Origin of the sequence: Clostridium sp. UBA6640 (assembly GCF_002455975.1) — a bacterium.
Taxonomy (GTDB): domain Bacteria; phylum Bacillota; class Clostridia; order Clostridiales; family Clostridiaceae; genus Clostridium_J.
In genome coordinates, this window is the sequence record NZ_DKLM01000031.1 from 1 (window position 1) to 21,481 (window position 21,481).

The window sequence follows — 21,481 nt, forward strand, 5'->3', positions numbered from 1 at the left end:
AATGCACAATGCACAATTAAGGAAGAAATTATTTTTTAAAAAAATAATTTCCTAAAACATATTTTTGACTAACAATATAAAATTGCTAGTGATTATGCCGAACACTGCTTACCGCTACGGAATAAATTCTAAATTTCTTAGAGGTAGCTGAGAAATGTCCACAATTGTGAATTGTGAACTGTGAATTGTGAATTTAGTAGTATTAGTGACAACACCAATAAATGTTAATTACTTTCAGAGATAGATCAAATTTAGAAGTGGTACATCTATATACATATCTATATTAACTATATATATCTGAAAACTCTATTTGAACTTTTTCTACGTTATAATCCTGAGCGCAATTGTGTTCAATAAATTTAGGCTGTTTTTTAGATAATATATTTGGAAGCTCTACCATAAACTCACTACCATGACCTTCTTTACTTTTAACGGAAACTTGTCCACCATGGGCTTCAACAATTGATTTTACCAATGATAATCCTATGCCACTACCTTCATGATTTCTTGTAAATAATGGATCACTTTGAACAAACCTTTCAAATATACTCTCCTGCATTTCTTCTGGAATACCTATTCCATCGTCTTTTACAGATATTTCTATAGTTTCTCCTTTATCATAAATATTTACCCATATATGTCCACATTCTTTAGAGAATTTGATAGCATTAGATAGCAAATTCAATATGACTCTTTCCATATTTTCTCTATCTATTCCGATTATCTTCTCTTCTATATCTGTATCAAAAATTAAACTTAAGCCCTTGCTTTCAATATAATCTACTGTTGACATAGTAATATCTTCAACCACTTTTACTATGTCATAGTTTCCAAAACTCATTTTTAGATACCCAACTTCTATTCTAGTAATATCTATTAAATTATTTATAAGTCTTAATAATCTATAACAATTTTGTTTCATCACAGATAAATATCTCTTAGTTGTTAATTCTTCTCCAACTAAACCGTTTTCCCTATGCTTGTGCTGTAGTAATTGCACAACACTTAATATGATATTTAAAGGTGTTTTTAATTCGTGAGAAACATTAGCTATAAATTCTGTTTTAAGCCTATCATATTTTAAAGCTTGTTCTAGCTTATACTTATCTCTTTGTGCATTCTTTCTCTCTGTAACATCATGAACAACTATAATAGCAGATAAGTTGTCTTCGAATATAAAAGGTGATGCCCCTACTTCTACCTCTAATTCACTTCCATCAGCTCTCATTAAACTTAATTGTCTAAATTCTATCTGCCTTAATTCATTAAATACGCGATCTCCCATTTCATACATTAAATGTTTATATTCCTCTGGTATATATTTAGAGGCATTGCTATTTATCACATCATTCATAGATTTTTCATTAAGCATATTTACAAGTGATTCATTAACAAATGTGATTTTTCTATTATTCAAAATAGCTACTCCATAAGGTAAAAATGCTAATAGTCTTTTATAATATTCCTCATTTTTTATAAGCTTTTCTTCCATGTCAACCCTTTTACTTATGTCTTTAGCTATTAATACACTAAATTCTTCATCATTTTCGAAGAAAGACATTGAAAATATATCTCCATATACCTCCTTGCCATCATAAGTCTTAAGCTTAACTTGTGATATCGGAAGTTGACTCTTTGAATGACTAAGTTCGGCAAAAATACTTCTATAATCCAATTTTAATGTCGAATCAAAGGTTATTAAGTCGTAAAATTTTTTACCTATTATTTCTTTTTCACTGTTTACATTTAAAAAATGCTGTGCTTCTTTATTTGCAAAAATAATTTCTTCATCCTTTTTAATAATAATTATATTTGGAGAATATACCAAAACCTTTCTCATCATATCGCAGTTTAGTGAGCTGCAACTTCTTCCTAAATTGTCTATATCCTCTTTTCTTTTATAAATATGTTGAAGCTTTTCATCCTCTTTTATTACTTTATTTATAGAGTCTATGTACGTTTTACTATTATACTGTTCCTCTTCTATTGATGAAATTTTCTGCATAATTATTATAAAAGCATTCTCTTCATTATACTTAATATTTCTAGATATAATACTAAAATTTCCCTTTTCCCCTGATTTAAAGATTATATTTTTTGTGACCTTATTTAAAATGTTATTTTTTCTTAAGGTACCGTAATTTATAACTATTCCGTCACTACTATCAATAGTCATAACTTCATATAGCAACTGCTTTTCTATATCTGCAAAATTATTGTATCCTATTAAGTTGCTAGCTATTGTATTGCAATATAAAAGCTTGTCATTCTCACCTAAAATTATTACAGCTTCTGATAAGAACTCAAATAACTCTATATCTTTGCTTTCTGTTAAAACCATATCCTCTCGGCCCCCACATAATATTTAATTATATTACGACTATGAAATATCATATTTTTATAACATATTATATTTTACAATAAAATTAACAATGTACTTAGAAAAACTTTTATCTATTTTTCAACATTTTTTTCGCTGTTTATCGAAATTTGTATTATAATAATAGTATTGATATTTCTAAAAAATAATTTTTGGATTCAAATTTGTGGTAATATAAAAATATAATAGTACAAATAGGAGTTTATATTATGAAAAAAAATAAGAATATTAAGAAGATAATATTTATAACTTTATCTGTTTTATTACTATGTTTAGGTGCAGTTTGTGTTTATAGTTATTCATTATTAGATAAAATCAAAACAGTAGATTTTACCAATGATAAAAAAGAACTTGGAATCGATACTGAAAAAATTAAACCTAAAAATAATGATAGTGACGATAGCATTGATCATACTGAAGGTATTACTAATATAGCAGTATTTGGTATTGATAGTAGGTCCACAGAAGATAAAGGTCGTTCAGATGCTATTATGATACTCACTGTAGATACAAAACATAATAAGCTTAAGCTTACCTCTTTAATGAGGGATTCTTATGTAAATATAGAAAATCGTGGATATGATAAATTAAATCATGCTTATGCCTATGGAGGACCATTATTAGCTATTAAGACTATCAATCAAAACTTTGGTACAGACATATCAGATTATGTAGCAGTTAACTTCGAATCAGTAGTTGATGTAATAGATTATTTCAGAGGTATTGAACTTGAAGTAACACCTGAAGAAGCAGACCTAATAAATAAATATCAAAGCGATGCTTCTCAAATTACAGGTAAACAAATAGATCCACTATATGGATCTGGAGAAGTTACATTAAGTGGTATGCAAGCCTTATCTTATAGCAGAATTAGAGCTTTAGATGACGGAGATTTTGCCAGAACACAAAGACAAAGAAAAGTTTTAGAAACTACTTTAAATAAAGCATTAAAATATGACGTAACACAGCTACCAAAAACTATCTCTAGTATTGCACCTATGCTTAGTACAAGCTTAACAAAAACAGAAATGATGTCTTTAGGAACTTCCGTACTTAAATCTGGAATATCCTTAGAACAACAACGTTTCCCAATAGATGGATATTGCAAATCTGAGATTATTGATGATATATGGTATTTAAAATTTGATGAAGAAGAAACTGTAAATCAAATGATTGATTACTTATTCTTTGATATAGCACCAAAACCTAAGGATCCATTATTCTAAAAAAAGTGTGACAAATTGTCACACTTTTTTAGCTAATTATTTAATTTTATCTTTAATTAATAAAACCGTAGCTAAAAGTTACGATTTTATCAATATATAATTAGCAAATATTAAATTGCTATTACTAACACCTTAATACAATTTTAAACTTTCACTTCTAATGATAACTATCTATTATCAATTAGCTGCTAAAAATGTATCAACTTTTTTATGTTGACATCTTTTACAGACTTTTATTTTACTTCCGTCGTCTAAAGTCATATCATATAAAACTTTTATCCTTTTGGCTTTGCATATAGGACAAGTCCCTCTGCCTCTAGCTGGCAATTTCCATAATGTTTTTCCACGATATTGTTTTCCCATTTTATCCCCCACTTTACTTTTATAGCTTATTTTCTTTTCTATAAAATATTATTGCTTATGGGGCAATTTTATGACTATGATTTAACTATAGTTTTTAAATAATCCATAAAACTTTCTCTTAAATCTTCTCTTCTTAGTGCATATTCTACTGTAGCTTGTAAAAATCCTAACTTATCCCCTACATCATATCTTTTTCCTTCAAAGATATAGGCATACATATCTTCTTTAGATATAAGAGCTTTTAACGCATCTGTTAGCTGAATTTCTCCACCCTTACCTGGTTTTGTATTTTCTAAAATTTCAAATATAGTTGGATTTATTATATATCTTCCTAATATAGCTACATTAGAAGGTGCTTCCTCCACTTTAGGCTTTTCAATTAAATCCTCTACTTTATAAAGCCTATCAGAAAGCTTCATTCCTTTAACTATACCATACTTATTGGTATCTTTTTTATCTACTTGTTGTACCCCTAATATTGTACAATTATATTTTTCATATTCATCTATAAGCTGCTTTAAACAAGGAGTTCTACTCTCTACTACATCATCTCCCAAAAGCACTGCAAAAGGCTCATTCTTAGCAAAGATTTTAGCACATAAAATGGCATGACCTAACCCCTTAGGCTCCTTTTGCCTTACATAATGTATGTTTACTAAATTTGTTATATCATTTACTAATTTTAACAAATCTTCTTTACCACTATTTTTTAAATTTAACTCTAACTCAACAGCTCTATCAAAGTGATCTTCAATAGATTTTTTATTGTGTCCTGTTATTATAAGTATTTCTTCAATTCCAGCTTCTACTGCTTCCTCTATAATATATTGAATTGTAGGTTTATCAACTATAGGTAACATTTCTTTTGGCATTGCCTTAGTTGCAGGTAAAAACCTAGTTCCTAATCCTGCTGCTGGAATAATAGCTTTTTTAACTTTCATATATAACTCCTCCTAAATCTATACGTTCATGATTATTTTAAGAATTGTTAAATTACCACTTATATAGTATTTCCCTAAAGTAGCTGGTATTAATACAATTTCTCCACAATTCAGCCACTCCTCATTATCATTATAAGCTACAACGCCTTTTCCTTCTATACAAATGTATACATAAAAGCTTTCTTCACAACTTTCCTCTTCTAAAATATTATTTATTTCATATTTCTCCACAGAGAAATATTCCATATGTCCATAATTAATTTTATTATATCCTTTAAAACTTTCTTTGCTTTCTTTTAATCGTTCTCCTACTATATCTAAGTTTATTACATCTAAAGCCTTATTTATATGAATTTCTCTTCCTCTATCATAATCATAAACTCTATATGTTAAATCACTACTTTGCTGAATTTCCACTAATACTATGCCATTTCCTATAGCATGAAGTAATCCAGCACTGACATAGTAAGCTTCTCCTTCTTTTACTTTAATTACATTTAAATATTTCTCCAAATCTCCACTAATTATTCCACTTTTAAATTCCTCTTTACTACAAGATTTATTTCCAAGAATTATATTGGAATCTTTTTCTGCTTTAAGTATATACCACAACTCTGACTTACCATTTTCATTTTCTACAGCTCTAGCATATTCATTATTAGGATGTACTTGTATAGATAAGTTATCCTCTGCACTTATAAATTTTATAAGTATAGGAAAATTCTCTAGATCTATATTTTGTCCTAATAACTTTTCTCCTTCAATTTCTATGACCTCTTTTAAAGTTTTTCCTTTGTAAATTCCATTTTCTATTATACTTAATCCATTTTTATGGCAAGATAGCTCCCAACTTTCCCCTATATTTCCTCTAGGAAGATCTTTTTTAAACCTCTCCAGGCCACGTCCTCCCCATATCTTTTCAAAGTAAACAGGCTTAAATTTTAACGGATACATGCCCTCCCCCTTATAAATTGATTACAACTAATAAAAATAACTTAAGAATTTTATTCATTATGCAATAATTGTGGACACTTCTAGAAAGTTTATAAAATTTAAATTTAAGATCAGAGAATTTTTATTATAAAAAACGCTAAAGAAATTAATCTTCTAAAGTTAAATTCTTTTTTAATTCTTAATTTTTCCTTGTCAGTATAGTTTTCCACTACCATTGTACGTTGATTTAAATGTTTCACAATAAGTTAAACTAGCTAGCAAACTATATAGCTTTATAGCCTATTAATAATATATTCTCTTATAAAATATAAAATTACTTGGGGGCAGTTTTCTTTTTACAACTTAAAATATCATTTAATTTTCTAATTAATATTATAAAAAAATTCACTAGAAAAAGTGATTACCCTAGTTTGATATTTAATAAACTAGCTCGAATCAACTTCCTATTCACATATTTTGCATTTCATAAATTAGCATATAAAAAATAGGATTTAATCTTTATCTCTTCTTCATTTCATCTTTATCTCACTCCTGTACACTTTCATGTATAAAACATAATGAAAAGGAGAAAAAGTGAAAATGAAAAGTGAAAAATTACATCATAAAGCTATCTTCATGAAAATAGTAAGCATTTTATTATTAATTAATGCATTCATTGTTTTTCAGAGAGTAATGAACAATGAATATGTTATTAAAGCGACTGGCGCAAAGGAAGATAAATCAATCATTGATTATGAATATAATATCTCTAAAGCAAATCAACCTTTAGAGGTTCCACTAATTATGCAAAAACCAGAACTAATGCGAGGATGTGAAGTAACTAGTCTTGCAATGCTTTTACAATATATGCATATAGATGTAGATAAAATGGAACTTTCAAAGATGATAAAGTATGTTCCATTTATCAATAAAAATGGTGAAAAAGGAAATATGCACGAAGGATTTGTTGGTGATATTAAAACTTTCGATAATGATGGTTTAGGTGTTTATGTGGAACCAATCATCGATTTAGCAGAAAAATATGTTGCACCTCAAAGAATTATAAATCTTACTGGAAAGAATATGAGAGATTTATATGACCAAATTGATAAAGGTCATCCAGTTTGGGTAATAACCAATGCAAACTATCGAGTATTATCCTCTGATGAATTTCAAACTTGGGATACAAACGCCGGAAAGATGCAAGTTACATATCATCAACATAGTGTAGTTATCACAGGTTATGATAATAATTTCATCTATATTAATGACCCACTTCATCCGAGAGCTAACCGAAAAGTAAATCGTATAAATTTTGAAGCTTCATGGAAGCAAATGGGTTCGCAAGCAATGACTATTAGTGAATAATCAAAATAAAAATAATTTGGTTACATTTCCCTGCTTCAATATTATTTGATTAGAAGAAAAAAAATGCTAGAATAAAATTATACATAAGCTAAGGGGTAATTAATAATGCAAACTATATTAATAATTGAAGATGAAACATTTATTTTAAATAGTCTGTCCACTTATTTTAATAACCGTGGTTATCAAGTATTAATGGCAGATGATGGTCGTAAAGGCTTGGATATTTTTACTTCGAATGCAGTTAATCTAATCATTCTTGATATTATGCTACCCGAGTTAGATGGATGGGCTGTTTGCCGGCGTATCCGTAAAATATCAAATGTACCGGTTATTCTACTAACAGCTAGAAGTGATGAAGATGATATACTGCTTGGATTTGAATTAGGGGCAGATGATTACGTGACAAAGCCTTTTAAGCCAGCAGTATTACTTGCAAGAAGTAAAAGGCTACTGGAAAATAAAACAGCATCATCCAAAGGAAATTCTGATGAACTAAATATATCAGGAATAAAAGTAAATAAATCAACTCGAACAGTTATAATAGATGATCAGCAATTAAATTTGACATATACAGAATATGAAATATTGGTGGCCTTAATGGAACACAAACAACAGGTTCTATCACGAGAAAATTTAATTATACTTGTCTGGGGTTATCAGCATGAAAGCGATGATACTACATTAAACACGCATATACGAAATCTCCGAAATAAATTAGGAAAAAAGGCAGTACACATTAAAACAGTGATTCGTGTTGGCTATCGTTTTGAGGAAAAATTATGATATTTAAAAAGAAAATTACTTTTCAACTATTCTTTTCTTCTCTTATTTTATGTGGTATTATCATTGCTTGTATCATCATTAGCGAATTCGTTTTAGCAAAATTTTTTTATATAAACAATGAAAAACAAAATATTGAAGTAACTATGGAAGATTATATGAAAGATTATCAGTCATCCTCATCAAATGATGATAGTTTACATAAAAAAGAAAATGATATCTATACAAATAAAGGCATAATGATTGCAAGATTGGATGCTACAGGGGAAATTGTTTCTTTACCTTCTGGAAATTTTTTCATTGAAGGTATGATGACAGACACTTTGAAAAAGTTTAGAATTTCACTGAATAATCTGATTAATTATCAAAATATTATTAGCTATGATTTTGGTATGATTATCAACAATTTAATAACTAACCCTAATACTGATATACTTGTGAATAGTCTTGATAGCGAAAGTGATTATAATATTATTCCTATTTCTATCTTAATTCCAGGATCACATACTTCTTTTGCTATGCCAAATTATAATCTATTGAGTGACAATGAGCCTATTCCGTTAAGAAGAGTTCCCGTTGTTGGTACCGTTATAAACATGAATTTGCCAATAGAAACTCAACAAAATTACACCATGTATGATAACTTGTCCTTAGCTGAAGACATTATTGCTTTTCAAGTGGATGTACTCACAGCAAAACGAACATTAAAACCAGATATGTGGAATCAGACAGAAAAAATTATAAATGGTATTAAATATATGGAACTTGTCAAACCTGTTACTGAAAACGGAGAAATTTCAGGTTATATATTTACACTCACTTCTTTGCAGCCAGTTATGAGATTTATTAAAATTATGCAAAAATACTATCCGTACATTTTGCTCTTTTCCTTGCTACTAACAAGTCTGTTCTGTTTCTTTTATTCTCACATTTTAACAAAACCTATATTAGCTATTTCTGAGGCAACAAAAGAAATATTAAATTTTAATTTCAATTATAAAATTTCTGTAGAATCTAAAAATGAAATTGGAGAATTAGCAGATAACATTAATTTGGTGTCAAAACGAATTGAAGAATATATTCGTGAATTAGAGGAGATGAATAATAAACTAAAATCTGATATTTCAAAAGAAGAACGACTAAAAAATACGAGAAAAGAATTTATTTCTGGAGTTTCCCATGAATTAAAGACACCTCTAAGTATTTTGCAAATGGGAGTTACTATGATTCAAGAAACTGATAGTCCAAGCAAAAGTGAAGAATATTGGCGAGCTATCGAAAATGAAATTGAATATATGGATAAGTTAATTAATGAAATGTTAAAGTTAGCCAAATATGAATCAGGGACATTCCAAATGGAAGTAAATAAAATATCCCTAAAGCATGTCGTTGAGCAAGCCATCTATAAATTGTCTCCGATGATAACGGAAAAAAATATTAAGCTATACTTGGATTTAAAAGAATTTGACATAATGGGTAATGAAAGCTTGTTGATCCAAGCAACAATTAATCTGCTCACCAATGCTATTCATCACACTGATGCCGGAAAAAAGATTGCGATAAATGTCTCCGAAAATTCCGAAATAGCGTATCTTTCCATTGAAAATGAAGGAACTCATTTATCAGAAGAAAACATTGAAAAAGTTTGGCATCAATTTTACCGTACAGATAGTTCACGAAAAAGAACACAAGGTGGTACTGGACTTGGGCTTTCAATTGTAGGTAAAATTATGGATTTGCATTACGCTGAATATGGAATCAAAAACACAGCAGCAGGAGTATTATTTCATTTTTCTATACCAAAACAATACGTTAGTGAAAAGGACAACAATTAATCTACTTTTATTAATTGAAAGAGCTAAAACATCTGAGGTAGATTATTGGGCATTCCAGCCTATTCATATCTTTTGATTTAGTAAAATATATGAATATTTTAGGCTAATCGTCAAGCTTTATACTTCTTAAAGCAAATTTTATTATCTTTGATATAAATTAAAGAATAGCTTAAATAGGCTATCAAATCATATGATTTGATAGCCTATTAATAATATATTCCCTTATAAAATATAAAATTACTTGATAGACAGTTTTCTTTTTAGTTCTTTTTCATGACTTAAAATAGCATTTAATTCTCCACCTAATAAAATCATTATAGAAGTCATATAAAGCCATAACATTAAAACTATAATAACTCCTATAGTACCATAAATAGCTGAATAGTTAGTAAAGTTATTTACATAGTAGGAAAATCCTAAACTTGAAATTATCCATCCTATAGTAGTGAAAATTGCTCCTGGCAAAACCTCTATCCATTTTAGTTTTCTGCAAGGAATAAAATGATATATAGCTGCAAAAACAAAGGTCATAGATACTAATGAAAATGGATATCTGAGCAAGTGGACGTAATTAAATAAGACCAATTCTATACCTAACCACTTCTTGATTGCATCATTTATCATTTGGCCAAAAACTAAAAAACTCAATATAAATATAATTACAAATACTAGTCCAATCATAAAAATTACTGAGATAAAAATTATTTTAAAATAACTTCTAGTTTCTTTTTCTTCATAAGCTCTATTAAGTCCATATATTACAGCCCTAAAAGCTCTAGATGCAGTATATAGGGTAAATATAAGTGAAAAAGATAATAATTCACTATTTCTTGTTAATAATACTCGTTTCACTGTATTTTCAACCAATATATATGCCTCTGTAGGCATTATGGTCTGAAGTGCCACTAAAACATTATTAGCATCAAGTGAGCTATGTCCTAAAAGTGTTAGTAAAAATATTAAAAAGGGAAAAAAGGAAAGTAGCATATCATAAGCTAATTGAGAAGCTAAAGCTGATACATTATGCTGCTTATACTTTAAAATCATTTTGATTATATAATTAGTTATACACATAACACACTCCTTATCTAGAAAAGCTTCCTAAAAACCATTAAATAAATTAGGTCCTTATAATATAATGATACTATAATATATTTTTATTATAACATCCTTAAATTATTCTTATAGTATAATAAAGACATTTTTATAATACTCCTGGATGGAATAGGCTGAATAATGCACAATGCACAACTTAAGCCAATGCACAGTTCACAATTCACAATTGAGGTAGAAATTATTTTTTAGCAAAATAATTTCTTTGAATGAATTTTTTTGACTAGTAATACAATTGCTAGTTTTTTATATAAAGTTACTTTGTAACTTCAAAAAAGAATCAATTCTAAATTTCTCAGTAGCAACTGAGAAATATCCACAATTGTGAATTAGATAAGATTGTTAATTTTTAAAGGGAGAGATTTTTATGAGATTAGCCTTAGCACAAATTGATATGGCCTGGGAAGAAAAAGAAAAAAATTTAAGATTATGCGAAACTTTTATAGCTGAAGGAAAAACCAAATCTGTAGATTTAATTCTTTTTCCTGAAATGACTTTGACAGGTTTTACAATGAATACAGAAAAGTTAGGAGAAGATAATAATTTCTCTGTGGAAAAAATGAAACTTTTTGCAAAAAAATATAATATAGCCATTGGTTTTGGTCATATTGAGAAAATATTATTAGACAATAAAGTTATGGGGAAAAATGTTTATTCAATAATTTCAAGCAATGGTGAAGTATTAACTAGTTATAGTAAAATCCACCCTTTCTCTTTTGGTGAAGAAAGTTTTCATTATATAAGCGGTGAAAAAATAAATACATGTAATATAAATAATATAACTATTTCACCTTTTATTTGCTATGATTTAAGATTTCCTGAAATTTTTCAAATATCATCTAAAAGTTCCCATCTCATCACAGTAGCAGCTAATTGGCCCCAAAGCCGAATAGAACATTTTAAAATATTACTTAAAGCAAGAGCTATTGAAACTCAATGTTATATTGCAGGAGTAAATCGTGTAGGAGAAGGAAACGGGTTAACCTATAATGGTTGCTCTATGATAGTGGATCCTCTTGGAAGAGAATTATGTAGTCTTAGGGGCATAGAAGGATTGTTAATAGGTGAAATCGATGAAGAATTTGTTAATGAAGTAAGAGAAAATTTTAAATTAAAAAGCGATAGAAAAGAAGAACTATATTATAAATTATTTAAAGATACACTAAAAGATTAAGCATAATAATTTAAAATGAAGAATTGAACTGAAAATCAATTCTTCATTTTTATTTTCTATAAGCATCTAGTATTAAATTTATATCATATATTTAAGATATTATTACTAATTATTCTTATATTTCACTCATATACTTAATACTAAGTACAAATTAGTCTTTAAAAATGACTTTAAGTCATAAATATTGGTATTTGCTTAAATTATAGTCATACATATTTAATCCAATATTTTAAAAAGTAATAATATTATTTCCTTAGGGGGTATATGTAATGGAATTTAAAGATAATTTCGAAAGAAAAGCAAAGGAAGCAGTTTGTAAAACTGCCATAAAACTATTAGATAAAAATCCTGAAAAAAATATTGATAAACTATTTAGTATAGTCAAAAAAGCAGCTAGAGACGAATTTAGTAAAAAAATAGTAGATGATGTTTATGATATGTATTCAACCTCTCCACAAATTCAAGAATTTATGATAGATATTCTTAAAAACACTAATAAAAATTGTTTAAAAAAATTCTTCACTAATATGGTAGGAAATGCTCTTTGGTACGGTGTTCCTAAAAGAGAATCTTTAGGTGAAGATAACAATACTAAAATTCCTTTTACAATTTTAATTAGTCCTTCTATGAGGTGTAATTTGAAGTGTACAGGTTGTTATGCTGCTAATTACAGCAAAAAAGATGATATTCCTTTTGAAGAAGTTGATAGACTGATTAAAGAGGCTAGGGATCTTGGAATATATTATATAGTTGTTCTAGGTGGTGAACCTTTCTTCAATGAATATATGATAGACATTTATAGAAAATATGATGATATGTATTTTATGCCATTTACAAATGGAAGCTTATTTGATGAAGAACTAGTAGATACACTTGCTGAGCTTGGAAATGTTATGCCTATGCTCTCTCTTGAAGGAGATAGAGCTAGTACAGATAGTAGAAGAGGCATTGGAACCTTTAATTCCGTAATGAAGGGTATGGATTTATTAAAAGAAAAAGGTATACCTTTTGGCGCTTCTGCAGCTACAGCTAATAATAATATAGATTCTGTTACTTCAGAAGAATTTATAGATATGCTTATAGAAAAAGGTACTAGAATGATATGGTATTTTATGTTCATGCCTATAGGTAATAATCCACTAAATGATATGAAGTATATGCTCTCTCCAGAGCAGAGATTAAAGCTTGGTGAAAGAACTAGAAATATAAGAGGCAATAAAAAAATATTCCCTATCGACTTCTTCAATGATGCACCTTATGTAGGTGGATGTATTGCTGGTAAGTTTTACTGCCATATAAATTCTAAAGAAGATCTAGAACCTTGTATATTCTCTCACTTTGCCACAGAAAATGTAAAGGATAAGCCTCTACTACAAGCACTTAAAAATGATTACTTTAAAGAGCTTAGAAGAAGACATCCTTATAATAAAAACTTATTATTACCTTGTCCTATGATAGACAATCCTAAAGAAATTAGAGAAATTGTAGCTTTAACTGGTGCTAAGCCCACTCATCCTAGCGCAGAAATGATGATTAAAGATAGTGAGTTTATGAGCAAACTAGATAAATTAGCAGAAGAATTTGAGCCATATGCAAATAAGGCTTTTAAAGAAGAATTTAATAACACTGGAAATTATGATATGTCTAAAGGCTAAATATAAACTAATTCACAGTTCACAATGCACAATGCACAATTGTGGATATTTCTCAGNNCTGAGAAATTTAAAATTGATTCTGTAGCGGCGAACAGTGTTCGCCATATAACTAGCAATTATATTGCTAGTCAAGAAATTCGTTAAAAGAAATTATTTTGTTTAAAAATAATGTATCCTTAATTGTGCATTGAATCACCCCTGGGAAACAGTAGTGAAGCCCGTTAGGGTTCCCCTGGGGTGCAGTATAGTTCGTAACAAAAATCAGTGACATTATACTAAATTTATGGAGAGAAAAAATACAATTTAAATATTGATTAATGCCGCGGATATTGTTCTTTATCTTACTGCACCCCAGGGGTCTGTATAAAAAGCAGTTGCAGATTTAGATTTTGTGACTGTTTTCATTTTGATTAAAACCTATAATTTTGTTACAGACCCCAGGGGTGAAAGGAAAATGCTGAGAAATATCCATAATTGTAAGTGTGAATTGAATAAAGTTTGGCATATTTTATTAAAATAATATTGATATTGTAAAAATCCATGCTATAATATAATTATTAAAATAATTATTAGATAATAATTATTATTGTTTGGAGGTTTATATATGGATATTTTAGAAAAAGTTTTAGAAACTTTAAAAACTAATGGAGAACCTATGAAATCTGGAGAAATTGCAGAAAAAGCTGGAATAGACAAAAAAGACGTTGATAAAGCAATAAAAAAATTAAAAGATGAAGAAAAAATAGAATCTCCAAAGAGATGCTATTATGCAGCTAAGTAGCTGTAATCTAGAATTTTATTTTAGTTGACTGATAATATTTCTGTGTTATCAGTCTTTTTTATTAAATCCAAATTTAGTATATAGAATACTCCTTTATTATAATGTATAATTGATTATAATTTGGTTTACATATAATTGGTAATATAATGAAAGGGGTATTGTATGGATGACCAGTTTAAAAAATAATTTAAAATACGCAAATAGCAATTTTAAAGAACATTTTATTGGTGAAATTGAAAAAAAATATAGTAATACTATGAAACTCCAGTACATTAATATATTTAAAAATGTATTAGAGCTTGAAGAACGTGTATTTAAAAAAGATTTATATGACTTTACTAAGGATGAAATTAAAAATGCACTAAAAAATTTTAATGCAAAAACTTATAATTCTATTACCTCTAAATAAAGTCTTATAAAAAAATACATACAATATGCAGAAGAAATGAACATAAAGAAAAGTGTTATGAATTTTTCAATTAAAGCAGATGAAATTAGAAGTCTTATATCTAGTGAAGCCTTAAAAAATAGATATTGTACACGAAATGAATTAAAAAAAGTTCTATCTGAAAAACTAATTAATGGAAGTGATAAAGCAATATTTATTTTATTATTTGAAGGGGTTATGGGAAAAGAATATTCTGAATTACTTACATTAAAAACTCATCAAATTGATTTAGATAACAAAATAATTAATCTAAAAAATAAAATTATTAATATCTCTAATCATACTAAAGATATCATTTTTCAAACTATAAATGAAGATATATACTATAAGTATCTTGGAGATATCTGCAGCACAAATGAAAGTTATGCTTTAGATATAAATAGTCCATATTTAATACGATTAAGACCTAAAAAAGATCAACTTGCTCCTCAACCAATGAAAGTTGCAGGATTAAAACGTAGATTAGATGTATTAAAGGATATAATGGAAAAACCTTTACTTACAGGACGTACTATTTATTTAAGTGGTCTAGCAGAAAGAATAGTAAAACATGAAATAACTATAAATAGAAAATTAAATACCAGAGAAATAAGAGAGTTCTTAAGTGATAATAATGAGACTGTTGAAACTGGTGATATGCTACGTATTTTAAAATTAATGAGAGAAAAAATTTTGCAGGATTTAAATCATAAAATGGAAATATCATTTTATTAATGCATATAAATTCACCTATAGGGCTCCTTAGCCAAAATCTAACTTATACACCATTTTAATTTCCATAATAAAAATTCTTTTCTATGAATGAAAAATTAAGAATGAAAATTTATTTGATTGACTTTTTCACATCAATAATTTTGTAAATAAATATGGAAATATTTCAGCTATAAACTTTGCTTTATCCTAAAGTAGATCTTAAAAATATTATTAATATAATGTTTTGCCAATATAAATTTTTATTATATAGGTATAAATTATATTAAGAGCTTGTTACATTTATTAAATAAATTAAATATGTTAAAATAAATATAGATATTAATTTTAAGTTTATAGGTGCATATTATTGTGTAAATATAAATTTTATATTTTTTCTATTATATTAAAGCTATAAATTTACCTAAGAAACTTAAATTTAATTAATCTTTAGTATTAAATTTATTTTTTATATTACGTAAAAGGATGGGTTTTTTATGGATATCAAGATTTCTGCTGAAGAAAAAGCAATATTAAAATCACAAGCTATTTTAGCTCAAAAACAAGAAGGTTATTATTCAATTAGAATATTAAGTAATGCAGGTAATTTTACTTCTGAACAACTATCAGCGCTATCAAAAATTTCTTCTAAGTATGGAAAAGGATATTTAGGATTAACTACTAGGCTATGTATTGAAATTCCATACATAAAATATGAAGATATAGAAACTGTAAAAAAAGAACTTGCAGAAAATAATTTAGTTATTGGAGGTACTGGTAAGAAAGTAAGGCCAATCACAGCATGTAAAGGTACAGTATGTGTTCATGGACATATAGATACACAAGGTTTAGCTTCTAAGATACATAATGAATATTTTGGAAGAGAATTGCCTTCAAAGTTCAAAATAGGAGTTGTAGGATGTCCTAATAATTGTGGTAAAGCACAATTAAATGACGTAGGAATAATACCTCGTGTTGATATTGAAATCAATGAAAATAACTGTGTACTATGTGGAAAATGTATTAAAGTATGCAAAGAAGGCGCTTTAGTAAAGGAAAATAAAAAATTAGTTTATAAAGAAGAGCTTTGTGTACACTGTGGTAAATGTGCAACTGCCTGTGGACTTGGAGCTATTAAAAAGAAATCTGAGGGTGTAAAGTTATACCTAGGAGGAAGATTTGGCAGAAGAGCTAAAATGGGTGAGCCATTGAATAAATTATTTAAAGAAGAAGAAATACTTCCAATGTTAGATAAAATTATGACTTACTACAATGAAAATGCCAACCCACTTGAAAGACTTTCTTCAATGATAGACAGAATAGGATTTGAAGAAGTAGAAAAAAATTTGTTATAGAAATTTTTAATTTTTGTTTTAGATAAAACTAGAATAATTGAAAACTCCAAGGAAAACTTCTTGGAGTTTTTAATTGCTGTAATTGATCTATTTGATCTTCTCTATTATCTTATTTTTTCTTTATATTTGATAATACATAATTATCTATACATTCTTTATTATGTTCTATATATTTATTTGTTTTCTCGTGGATTAATTAGCTTAAATTCAATATCTTATGATAAATTTTTCAAGAAACTATAATTTTAAACATTTAAAAAGATATCCTAAAAATTAGAATATCTTTTTAAAATTTAACTATAAATATTTGCGTAACATGTTGATTACCATGCAAAATCTTTATGAAATTATTTTATACTAATATTTAATTTTTATACTTAAAAAATAAATATTAGTACAAAATATACTTAATTACTCTTACTATATGATTATTTTTTTAATCTAACTTAGTACAAAATTTAATTAAATATTATGTTGCATAATACTTCTATTCCTTTTTCAATATCTTTAATATTTGCCATTTCTGCTATACTGTTTTTATATCTTACAGGAACGGAAAGTACTCCTGTCTTTATTCCATTTGTTTCTCTATGAATTCTACCACCATCTGTGCCTTTCTCACTAAATACATACTGAGGCTCAATATTAGCTTTTTTGCAAGCATTTTCAAGCATCTCTTTAGTTTCATGGTGTATTATTAGATTTCTATCAAAAACATGAAGTCCTACACCATTTCCTAGCTTAAATCTTCCCTTTCCACCTAAATTATCACTGGATTCTTCGGTATCTACAATTATACAATACATAGGATTTACAGAGTATGCTGCAGCTCTTGCTCCCCTGCCATCTAGTGTATTTTGAGTAGAAAATACAAAAGAAAACTCTTTATTTAATTCACTTAGTTTTTCTCTATCTTTAGATAATCCTTCTATTATTTTTAACAACATATAACATCCAATTCTATTATCTAAAGCTGGAGCTGATATATTGTCTCCTATTTTTACTATTTCACCTTTAAATACTGCTACATCCCCTTCTTTTATTTTTTTTAGGGCTTCTTCTCTACTATTTACACCTAAGTCTATATAGACATCATCTATTTCTGGTGACTTTTTATCGCTGCAAACTCTTCCTATAGTTCCATTTTCAAAAACTACTAAGCTATCAACAATGTTATTAACTTTAAAGTCTCCTAAATTCCCAACTTTCACAAACCCTTTATCATCAATAACTGTTGCAATTAATCCTACTGTATCCATATGAGAAACAAACATAAGTTTCTCTTCTTCACATTGTACTTTTGCGCCCATTTTAACTATAACATTATCCATTTTATCAACTTCATAATTTACATCTAATTCATTTAATTTATCAAAAATATANNATAACATTTCTTACGCCTTCTTCATGAGAACTTGTACCAAAAGCTTTTATTAGCTTTTCTAATAATATGTCCATAAATCTATCCTCCTTATAATGTTTTTAAATATTCTTTTAATAATTTTAAAGCATTTATATAATCTTCTTGTGAAGCTACAGATACTGATGAATGAATGTATCTGCAAGGTACCGAAATAGTAGCAATTTTAGAAACTCCTTCTCCTACTGTATGAATTATTCCTGCATCATTTCCTCCAGCTATTGCTCTTCTTCTTTGATAAGGAATGCTTTTTTCATCTCCCACTTTCATAATATCATCTGCAATCTTGCTATCAAAAATACTAGTTTTATCCATTATGGAAATAGCAGGTCCTTTTCCTATTTCTGTAGCTCTTAAATCTTTTGAAATATTAGGCATATCTGCACATATAGTTCCCTCTAAAACTATTGCAATATCCGGTTGTACGTTAAAAGTGGAGATATATGCTCCTCTTTCTCCTACTTCTTCTTGAACGTTAAATACTCCATAAATATCTCCATTATAATTTTCTTTCAACGCTTGAATTAGTAGTAAACACCCCATTCTATCATCAAAAGCTTTTCCTTTAAGCAGTTTATCTCCAAACTGGTCATATTCAGTATCAAATACTGCATATTCTCCAAGTTCAACTAATTTTTTAGCTTCTTCCTTATCCTTAGCACCAATATCAATACAACAATCATCATATCCCAAAGGTTTTTCTCTCTCTTCTTTTGATTGAAGATGTATTGCCTTTGCTCCTATAACCCCTGTCAGTTTACTGTCGCCAATTAATATTGCTTTAGCAGGAATAACATTAGTACTAATTCCACCTAATGCTCTAAACTTTAAAGTACCATCATCATTATAACCAGTGATAATAAACCCTACTTCATCCATATGAGCAGCTATCATTATCTTTTTTCCATTACCTTTTTTATGAGCTACAATATTCCCCATCTTGTCCACTTTTATTTCATCTACATAAGGTTCTACTTCCTTTTTTATAATTTCTCTAACTTGACCTTCATAACCTGAAGGGCCTGGTGCAGAACATAGTTTATCTAGTAATCCACCTTTTTTTAGTTCCTCTGTTAGAAACATAATATTCCCTCCAAATCTTCATATTTTAGCCTTTCTATTAATTTTGCTAAAAGTCTTCCTGTATTTTTAATATCATTCATGTTTATAACTTCAACAGAAGTATGCATATATCTTTGAGGAATTGAAAGAAGTAAAGTAGGAATCCCATCAGCAGTTACTTGTATGTCCCAAGCATCTGTACCTGTGCCTCCAGGGCATACTTCAAATTGATAAGGTATATTATATTCCTTTGCTATTGATACAAGGTGCTTTCTTAATCTTGGGTGTATATTAGGTCCAACAGTAATCATAGGACCATCTCCCAAATTAACTCCACAACCAGTATCTCCAAGCTTACTATCATCAAATCCAACATCTATTGCAATTCCTATATCTGGTCTTATAGCAAAACTAGCTGCCTTAGCGCCTCTATGTCCAACTTCTTCTTGTGCTGAAGCAACAAAATAAACATCTAAATCATGATTTATATTCTTAAGTTCCTTTGCACAAGTGTAAAGTGAAACTATTGAAGCCCTATCATCACTTGCTTTTGAGGCAATATTATCATTTAATAATTCTCTAACTTCTCTTTTTAATGTTACAAAATCTCCTGGTTTAACTATTTTCTTTAGTTCTTCCTCTGAAAGGCCTGTATCAATTCTAAGATCATCAACAATAACAGCTTTTTTTCTGTCATCTTCTTTCATTAAATGAGGCGGTTTCACCCCAATTATCCCCAGTACTTCCCTTTCTCCATGAACTATAACTTCTTGAGAAACTAATACTTTTGGATCAATGCCATTTCCTTTAAATTCTAAAAATCCATTTTCACTAATAGCTGTAACTACCATGAATATTTCATCAGCATGAGCCATAAGCATTATTTTCCCTTTTCCATTACCTTTTTTATGGATAATAGTATTATTTAAATTGTCTAAAGTAACCTGACCAAATTCTGAAAAAGCTTCTTTAATATTCTCAAATAACCAATGCTCTCTACCACTAGGTCCATGTCCTTCACATAAGCTTTTTAAAAGCTTTTTTTCATCCATAACCTTAGCTCCTTTCATCCCATTCTGAATTTTCTAATAATATCTTATCAAATCAAAAGAGTATTTACAAATGTACTATAATTATACCTTTGCAAATACTCTTCTTAAATTACTACATATATAAAAGTCCTATAGCGGCTATACCTATTATTATTAAAAATATTGTTATTAAAGATCCTATAACTGCTATCACTATAGGTAATGCTAAGTTTGTACCACCTTTTGATTTTATCATTTGATGTTGGCCATTTAAATCACTAGTGGTAGCCTTAATTTCAATAATTTTCTTTCGAGTTTCCTCTAGGTAAAGCTTATTTCCAAACATGCCCACTAATATACCTAATAAAAGCCATCCAAAAGGCATTCCCATCCATGATATTACCATAGAAACTGCTATCATTAAAGCTCCCCATACATACATTTTCCTATATAATAACCATAGTGATCCTAAGAAAAATGATGCCCAATTCCAACTAACGCTTTTATTAGTTTGATCAATTAAATTCCATTTTTCTATGTAATAATTTGTATTTTTTTCACCAATAAAAGTTCTTAATTCATCCTCAGATACTCTATTAAAATTATCTCCAATACTGTTATTCATATTGGCCGAATAATCATAATTAGTTTCATCCTTTAAGTGTGAAATTTCATTATTTATATTAGCATTATCACCTAGAATTTCTTTTCCGCAATTAGGGCAAAATTTTACATGTTGTTGAACTTCTTTTCCGCACTGTGAACAATACATACTCTTCCTCCTTCCTCTATAAAACGTCTAAAATTAGACTAATTTAGCTTAAATTAGACAAGACACCAAATTATTATATCATATTTATAATCTGTATTAATAGACCTATATATTATATAGGGTTCCTTAATGAAAATTTAACTTATACATAATT

Annotated in this window: 19 protein-coding genes; 10 read left to right on the forward strand and 9 right to left on the reverse strand. The window is 28.2% G+C overall.

Annotation, left to right across the window (positions count from 1 at the left end):
- Positions 1 to 283 precede the first annotated feature (283 nt).
- The gene (locus tag B2W91_RS03360; RefSeq protein WP_291578865.1) at positions 284 to 2,341 is read right to left on the reverse strand and encodes a PAS domain-containing sensor histidine kinase; all 2,058 of its coding nucleotides are present in this window, start codon (positions 2,339 to 2,341) and stop codon (positions 284 to 286) included.
- A gap of 248 nt (positions 2,342 to 2,589) precedes the next feature.
- On the opposite strand from B2W91_RS03360, the gene B2W91_RS03365 reads away from it, so the two are divergent.
- Positions 2,590 to 3,606, forward strand: a complete 1,017-nt coding sequence (locus B2W91_RS03365) for an LCP family protein (RefSeq protein ID WP_291578866.1) — start codon at positions 2,590 to 2,592, stop codon at positions 3,604 to 3,606.
- Between the two features lie 177 nt (positions 3,607 to 3,783).
- Here the strand turns inward: B2W91_RS03365 and B2W91_RS03370 are convergent, their stop codons facing one another.
- The 3 genes from B2W91_RS03370 to B2W91_RS03380 all read right to left on the reverse strand — a co-directional run bounded on the left by B2W91_RS03370 (position 3,784) and on the right by B2W91_RS03380 (position 5,864).
- Positions 3,784 to 3,969 (reverse strand): hypothetical protein, encoded by a 186-nt coding sequence (locus B2W91_RS03370; protein WP_291578867.1) that lies wholly within the window; start codon positions 3,967 to 3,969, stop codon positions 3,784 to 3,786.
- A gap of 74 nt (positions 3,970 to 4,043) precedes the next feature.
- A complete protein-coding gene (galU, locus tag B2W91_RS03375) occupies positions 4,044 to 4,910 on the reverse strand; it encodes a UTP--glucose-1-phosphate uridylyltransferase GalU (protein ID WP_291578868.1) in 867 nt (288 codons plus the stop codon).
- 18 nt (positions 4,911 to 4,928) lie between these two features.
- Positions 4,929 to 5,864 carry a type I phosphomannose isomerase catalytic subunit gene (locus B2W91_RS03380; RefSeq protein ID WP_291578869.1) on the reverse strand — a complete coding sequence of 312 codons (936 nt, stop codon included), beginning with the start codon at positions 5,862 to 5,864 and terminating at the stop codon, positions 4,929 to 4,931.
- A gap of 672 nt (positions 5,865 to 6,536) precedes the next feature.
- Between B2W91_RS03380 and B2W91_RS03385 the strand changes: the two genes are divergently transcribed.
- The 3 genes from B2W91_RS03385 to B2W91_RS03395 all read left to right on the forward strand — a co-directional run bounded on the left by B2W91_RS03385 (position 6,537) and on the right by B2W91_RS03395 (position 9,826).
- Positions 6,537 to 7,211 (forward strand): C39 family peptidase, encoded by a 675-nt coding sequence (locus tag B2W91_RS03385; protein WP_291578870.1) that lies wholly within the window; start codon positions 6,537 to 6,539, stop codon positions 7,209 to 7,211.
- 105 nt (positions 7,212 to 7,316) lie between these two features.
- A complete protein-coding gene (locus B2W91_RS03390) occupies positions 7,317 to 7,994 on the forward strand; it encodes a response regulator transcription factor (protein ID WP_291578871.1) in 678 nt (225 codons plus the stop codon).
- Positions 7,991 to 9,826 (forward strand): sensor histidine kinase, encoded by a 1,836-nt coding sequence (locus B2W91_RS03395; RefSeq protein WP_291578872.1) that lies wholly within the window; start codon positions 7,991 to 7,993, stop codon positions 9,824 to 9,826. The genes B2W91_RS03390 and B2W91_RS03395 overlap by 4 nt, the downstream gene beginning before the upstream one ends.
- Before the next feature lie 237 nt (positions 9,827 to 10,063).
- Here B2W91_RS03395 and B2W91_RS03400 read toward each other — a convergent pair whose 3' ends face one another.
- A complete protein-coding gene (locus B2W91_RS03400) occupies positions 10,064 to 10,900 on the reverse strand; it encodes a YihY/virulence factor BrkB family protein (RefSeq protein WP_291578873.1) in 837 nt (278 codons plus the stop codon).
- Positions 10,901 to 11,306: 406 nt separating this feature from the next.
- On the opposite strand from B2W91_RS03400, the gene B2W91_RS03405 reads away from it, so the two are divergent.
- The 6 genes from B2W91_RS03405 (at position 11,307) to B2W91_RS03430 (ending at position 17,042) form a co-directional block, all read left to right on the forward strand.
- Entirely contained in the window at positions 11,307 to 12,113 is an 807-nt protein-coding gene (locus tag B2W91_RS03405; RefSeq protein ID WP_291578874.1) for a nitrilase-related carbon-nitrogen hydrolase, read from the forward strand.
- Between the two features lie 269 nt (positions 12,114 to 12,382).
- Positions 12,383 to 13,768, forward strand: coding sequence for a radical SAM protein (locus B2W91_RS03410; protein ID WP_291578875.1), 1,386 nt, complete (start codon positions 12,383 to 12,385; stop codon positions 13,766 to 13,768).
- Between the two features lie 604 nt (positions 13,769 to 14,372).
- Positions 14,373 to 14,549, forward strand: coding sequence for an HTH domain-containing protein (locus tag B2W91_RS03415; RefSeq protein ID WP_291567874.1), 177 nt, complete (start codon positions 14,373 to 14,375; stop codon positions 14,547 to 14,549).
- A gap of 166 nt (positions 14,550 to 14,715) precedes the next feature.
- On the forward strand, positions 14,716 to 14,958 hold the full coding sequence (locus B2W91_RS03420; RefSeq protein WP_291578876.1) for a hypothetical protein: 243 nt from the start codon (positions 14,716 to 14,718) through the stop codon (positions 14,956 to 14,958).
- Positions 14,959 to 14,994: 36 nt separating this feature from the next.
- Positions 14,995 to 15,711, forward strand: coding sequence for a hypothetical protein (locus B2W91_RS03425; protein ID WP_291578877.1), 717 nt, complete (start codon positions 14,995 to 14,997; stop codon positions 15,709 to 15,711).
- Between the two features lie 473 nt (positions 15,712 to 16,184).
- Positions 16,185 to 17,042, forward strand: a complete 858-nt coding sequence (locus B2W91_RS03430; RefSeq protein WP_291578878.1) for a 4Fe-4S binding protein — start codon at positions 16,185 to 16,187, stop codon at positions 17,040 to 17,042.
- A gap of 458 nt (positions 17,043 to 17,500) precedes the next feature.
- Here B2W91_RS03430 and B2W91_RS03435 read toward each other — a convergent pair whose 3' ends face one another.
- The 4 genes from B2W91_RS03435 to B2W91_RS03450 all read right to left on the reverse strand — a co-directional run bounded on the left by B2W91_RS03435 (position 17,501) and on the right by B2W91_RS03450 (position 21,327).
- Entirely contained in the window at positions 17,501 to 18,433 is a 933-nt protein-coding gene (locus B2W91_RS03435) for a hypothetical protein (protein ID WP_291578879.1), read from the reverse strand.
- Between the two features lie 80 nt (positions 18,434 to 18,513).
- Positions 18,514 to 19,545 (reverse strand): M42 family metallopeptidase, encoded by a 1,032-nt coding sequence (locus tag B2W91_RS03440; protein WP_291578880.1) that lies wholly within the window; start codon positions 19,543 to 19,545, stop codon positions 18,514 to 18,516.
- The gene (locus B2W91_RS03445; RefSeq protein ID WP_291578881.1) at positions 19,536 to 20,576 is read right to left on the reverse strand and encodes a M42 family metallopeptidase; all 1,041 of its coding nucleotides are present in this window, start codon (positions 20,574 to 20,576) and stop codon (positions 19,536 to 19,538) included. Before B2W91_RS03445 ends, B2W91_RS03440 begins: the two co-directional genes overlap by 10 nt.
- 112 nt (positions 20,577 to 20,688) lie before the next feature.
- Complete coding sequence (locus tag B2W91_RS03450; protein WP_291578882.1) at positions 20,689 to 21,327, reverse strand: zinc-ribbon domain-containing protein; 639 nt, start codon at positions 21,325 to 21,327, stop codon at positions 20,689 to 20,691.
- Between the last annotated feature and the right edge of the window lie 154 nt (positions 21,328 to 21,481).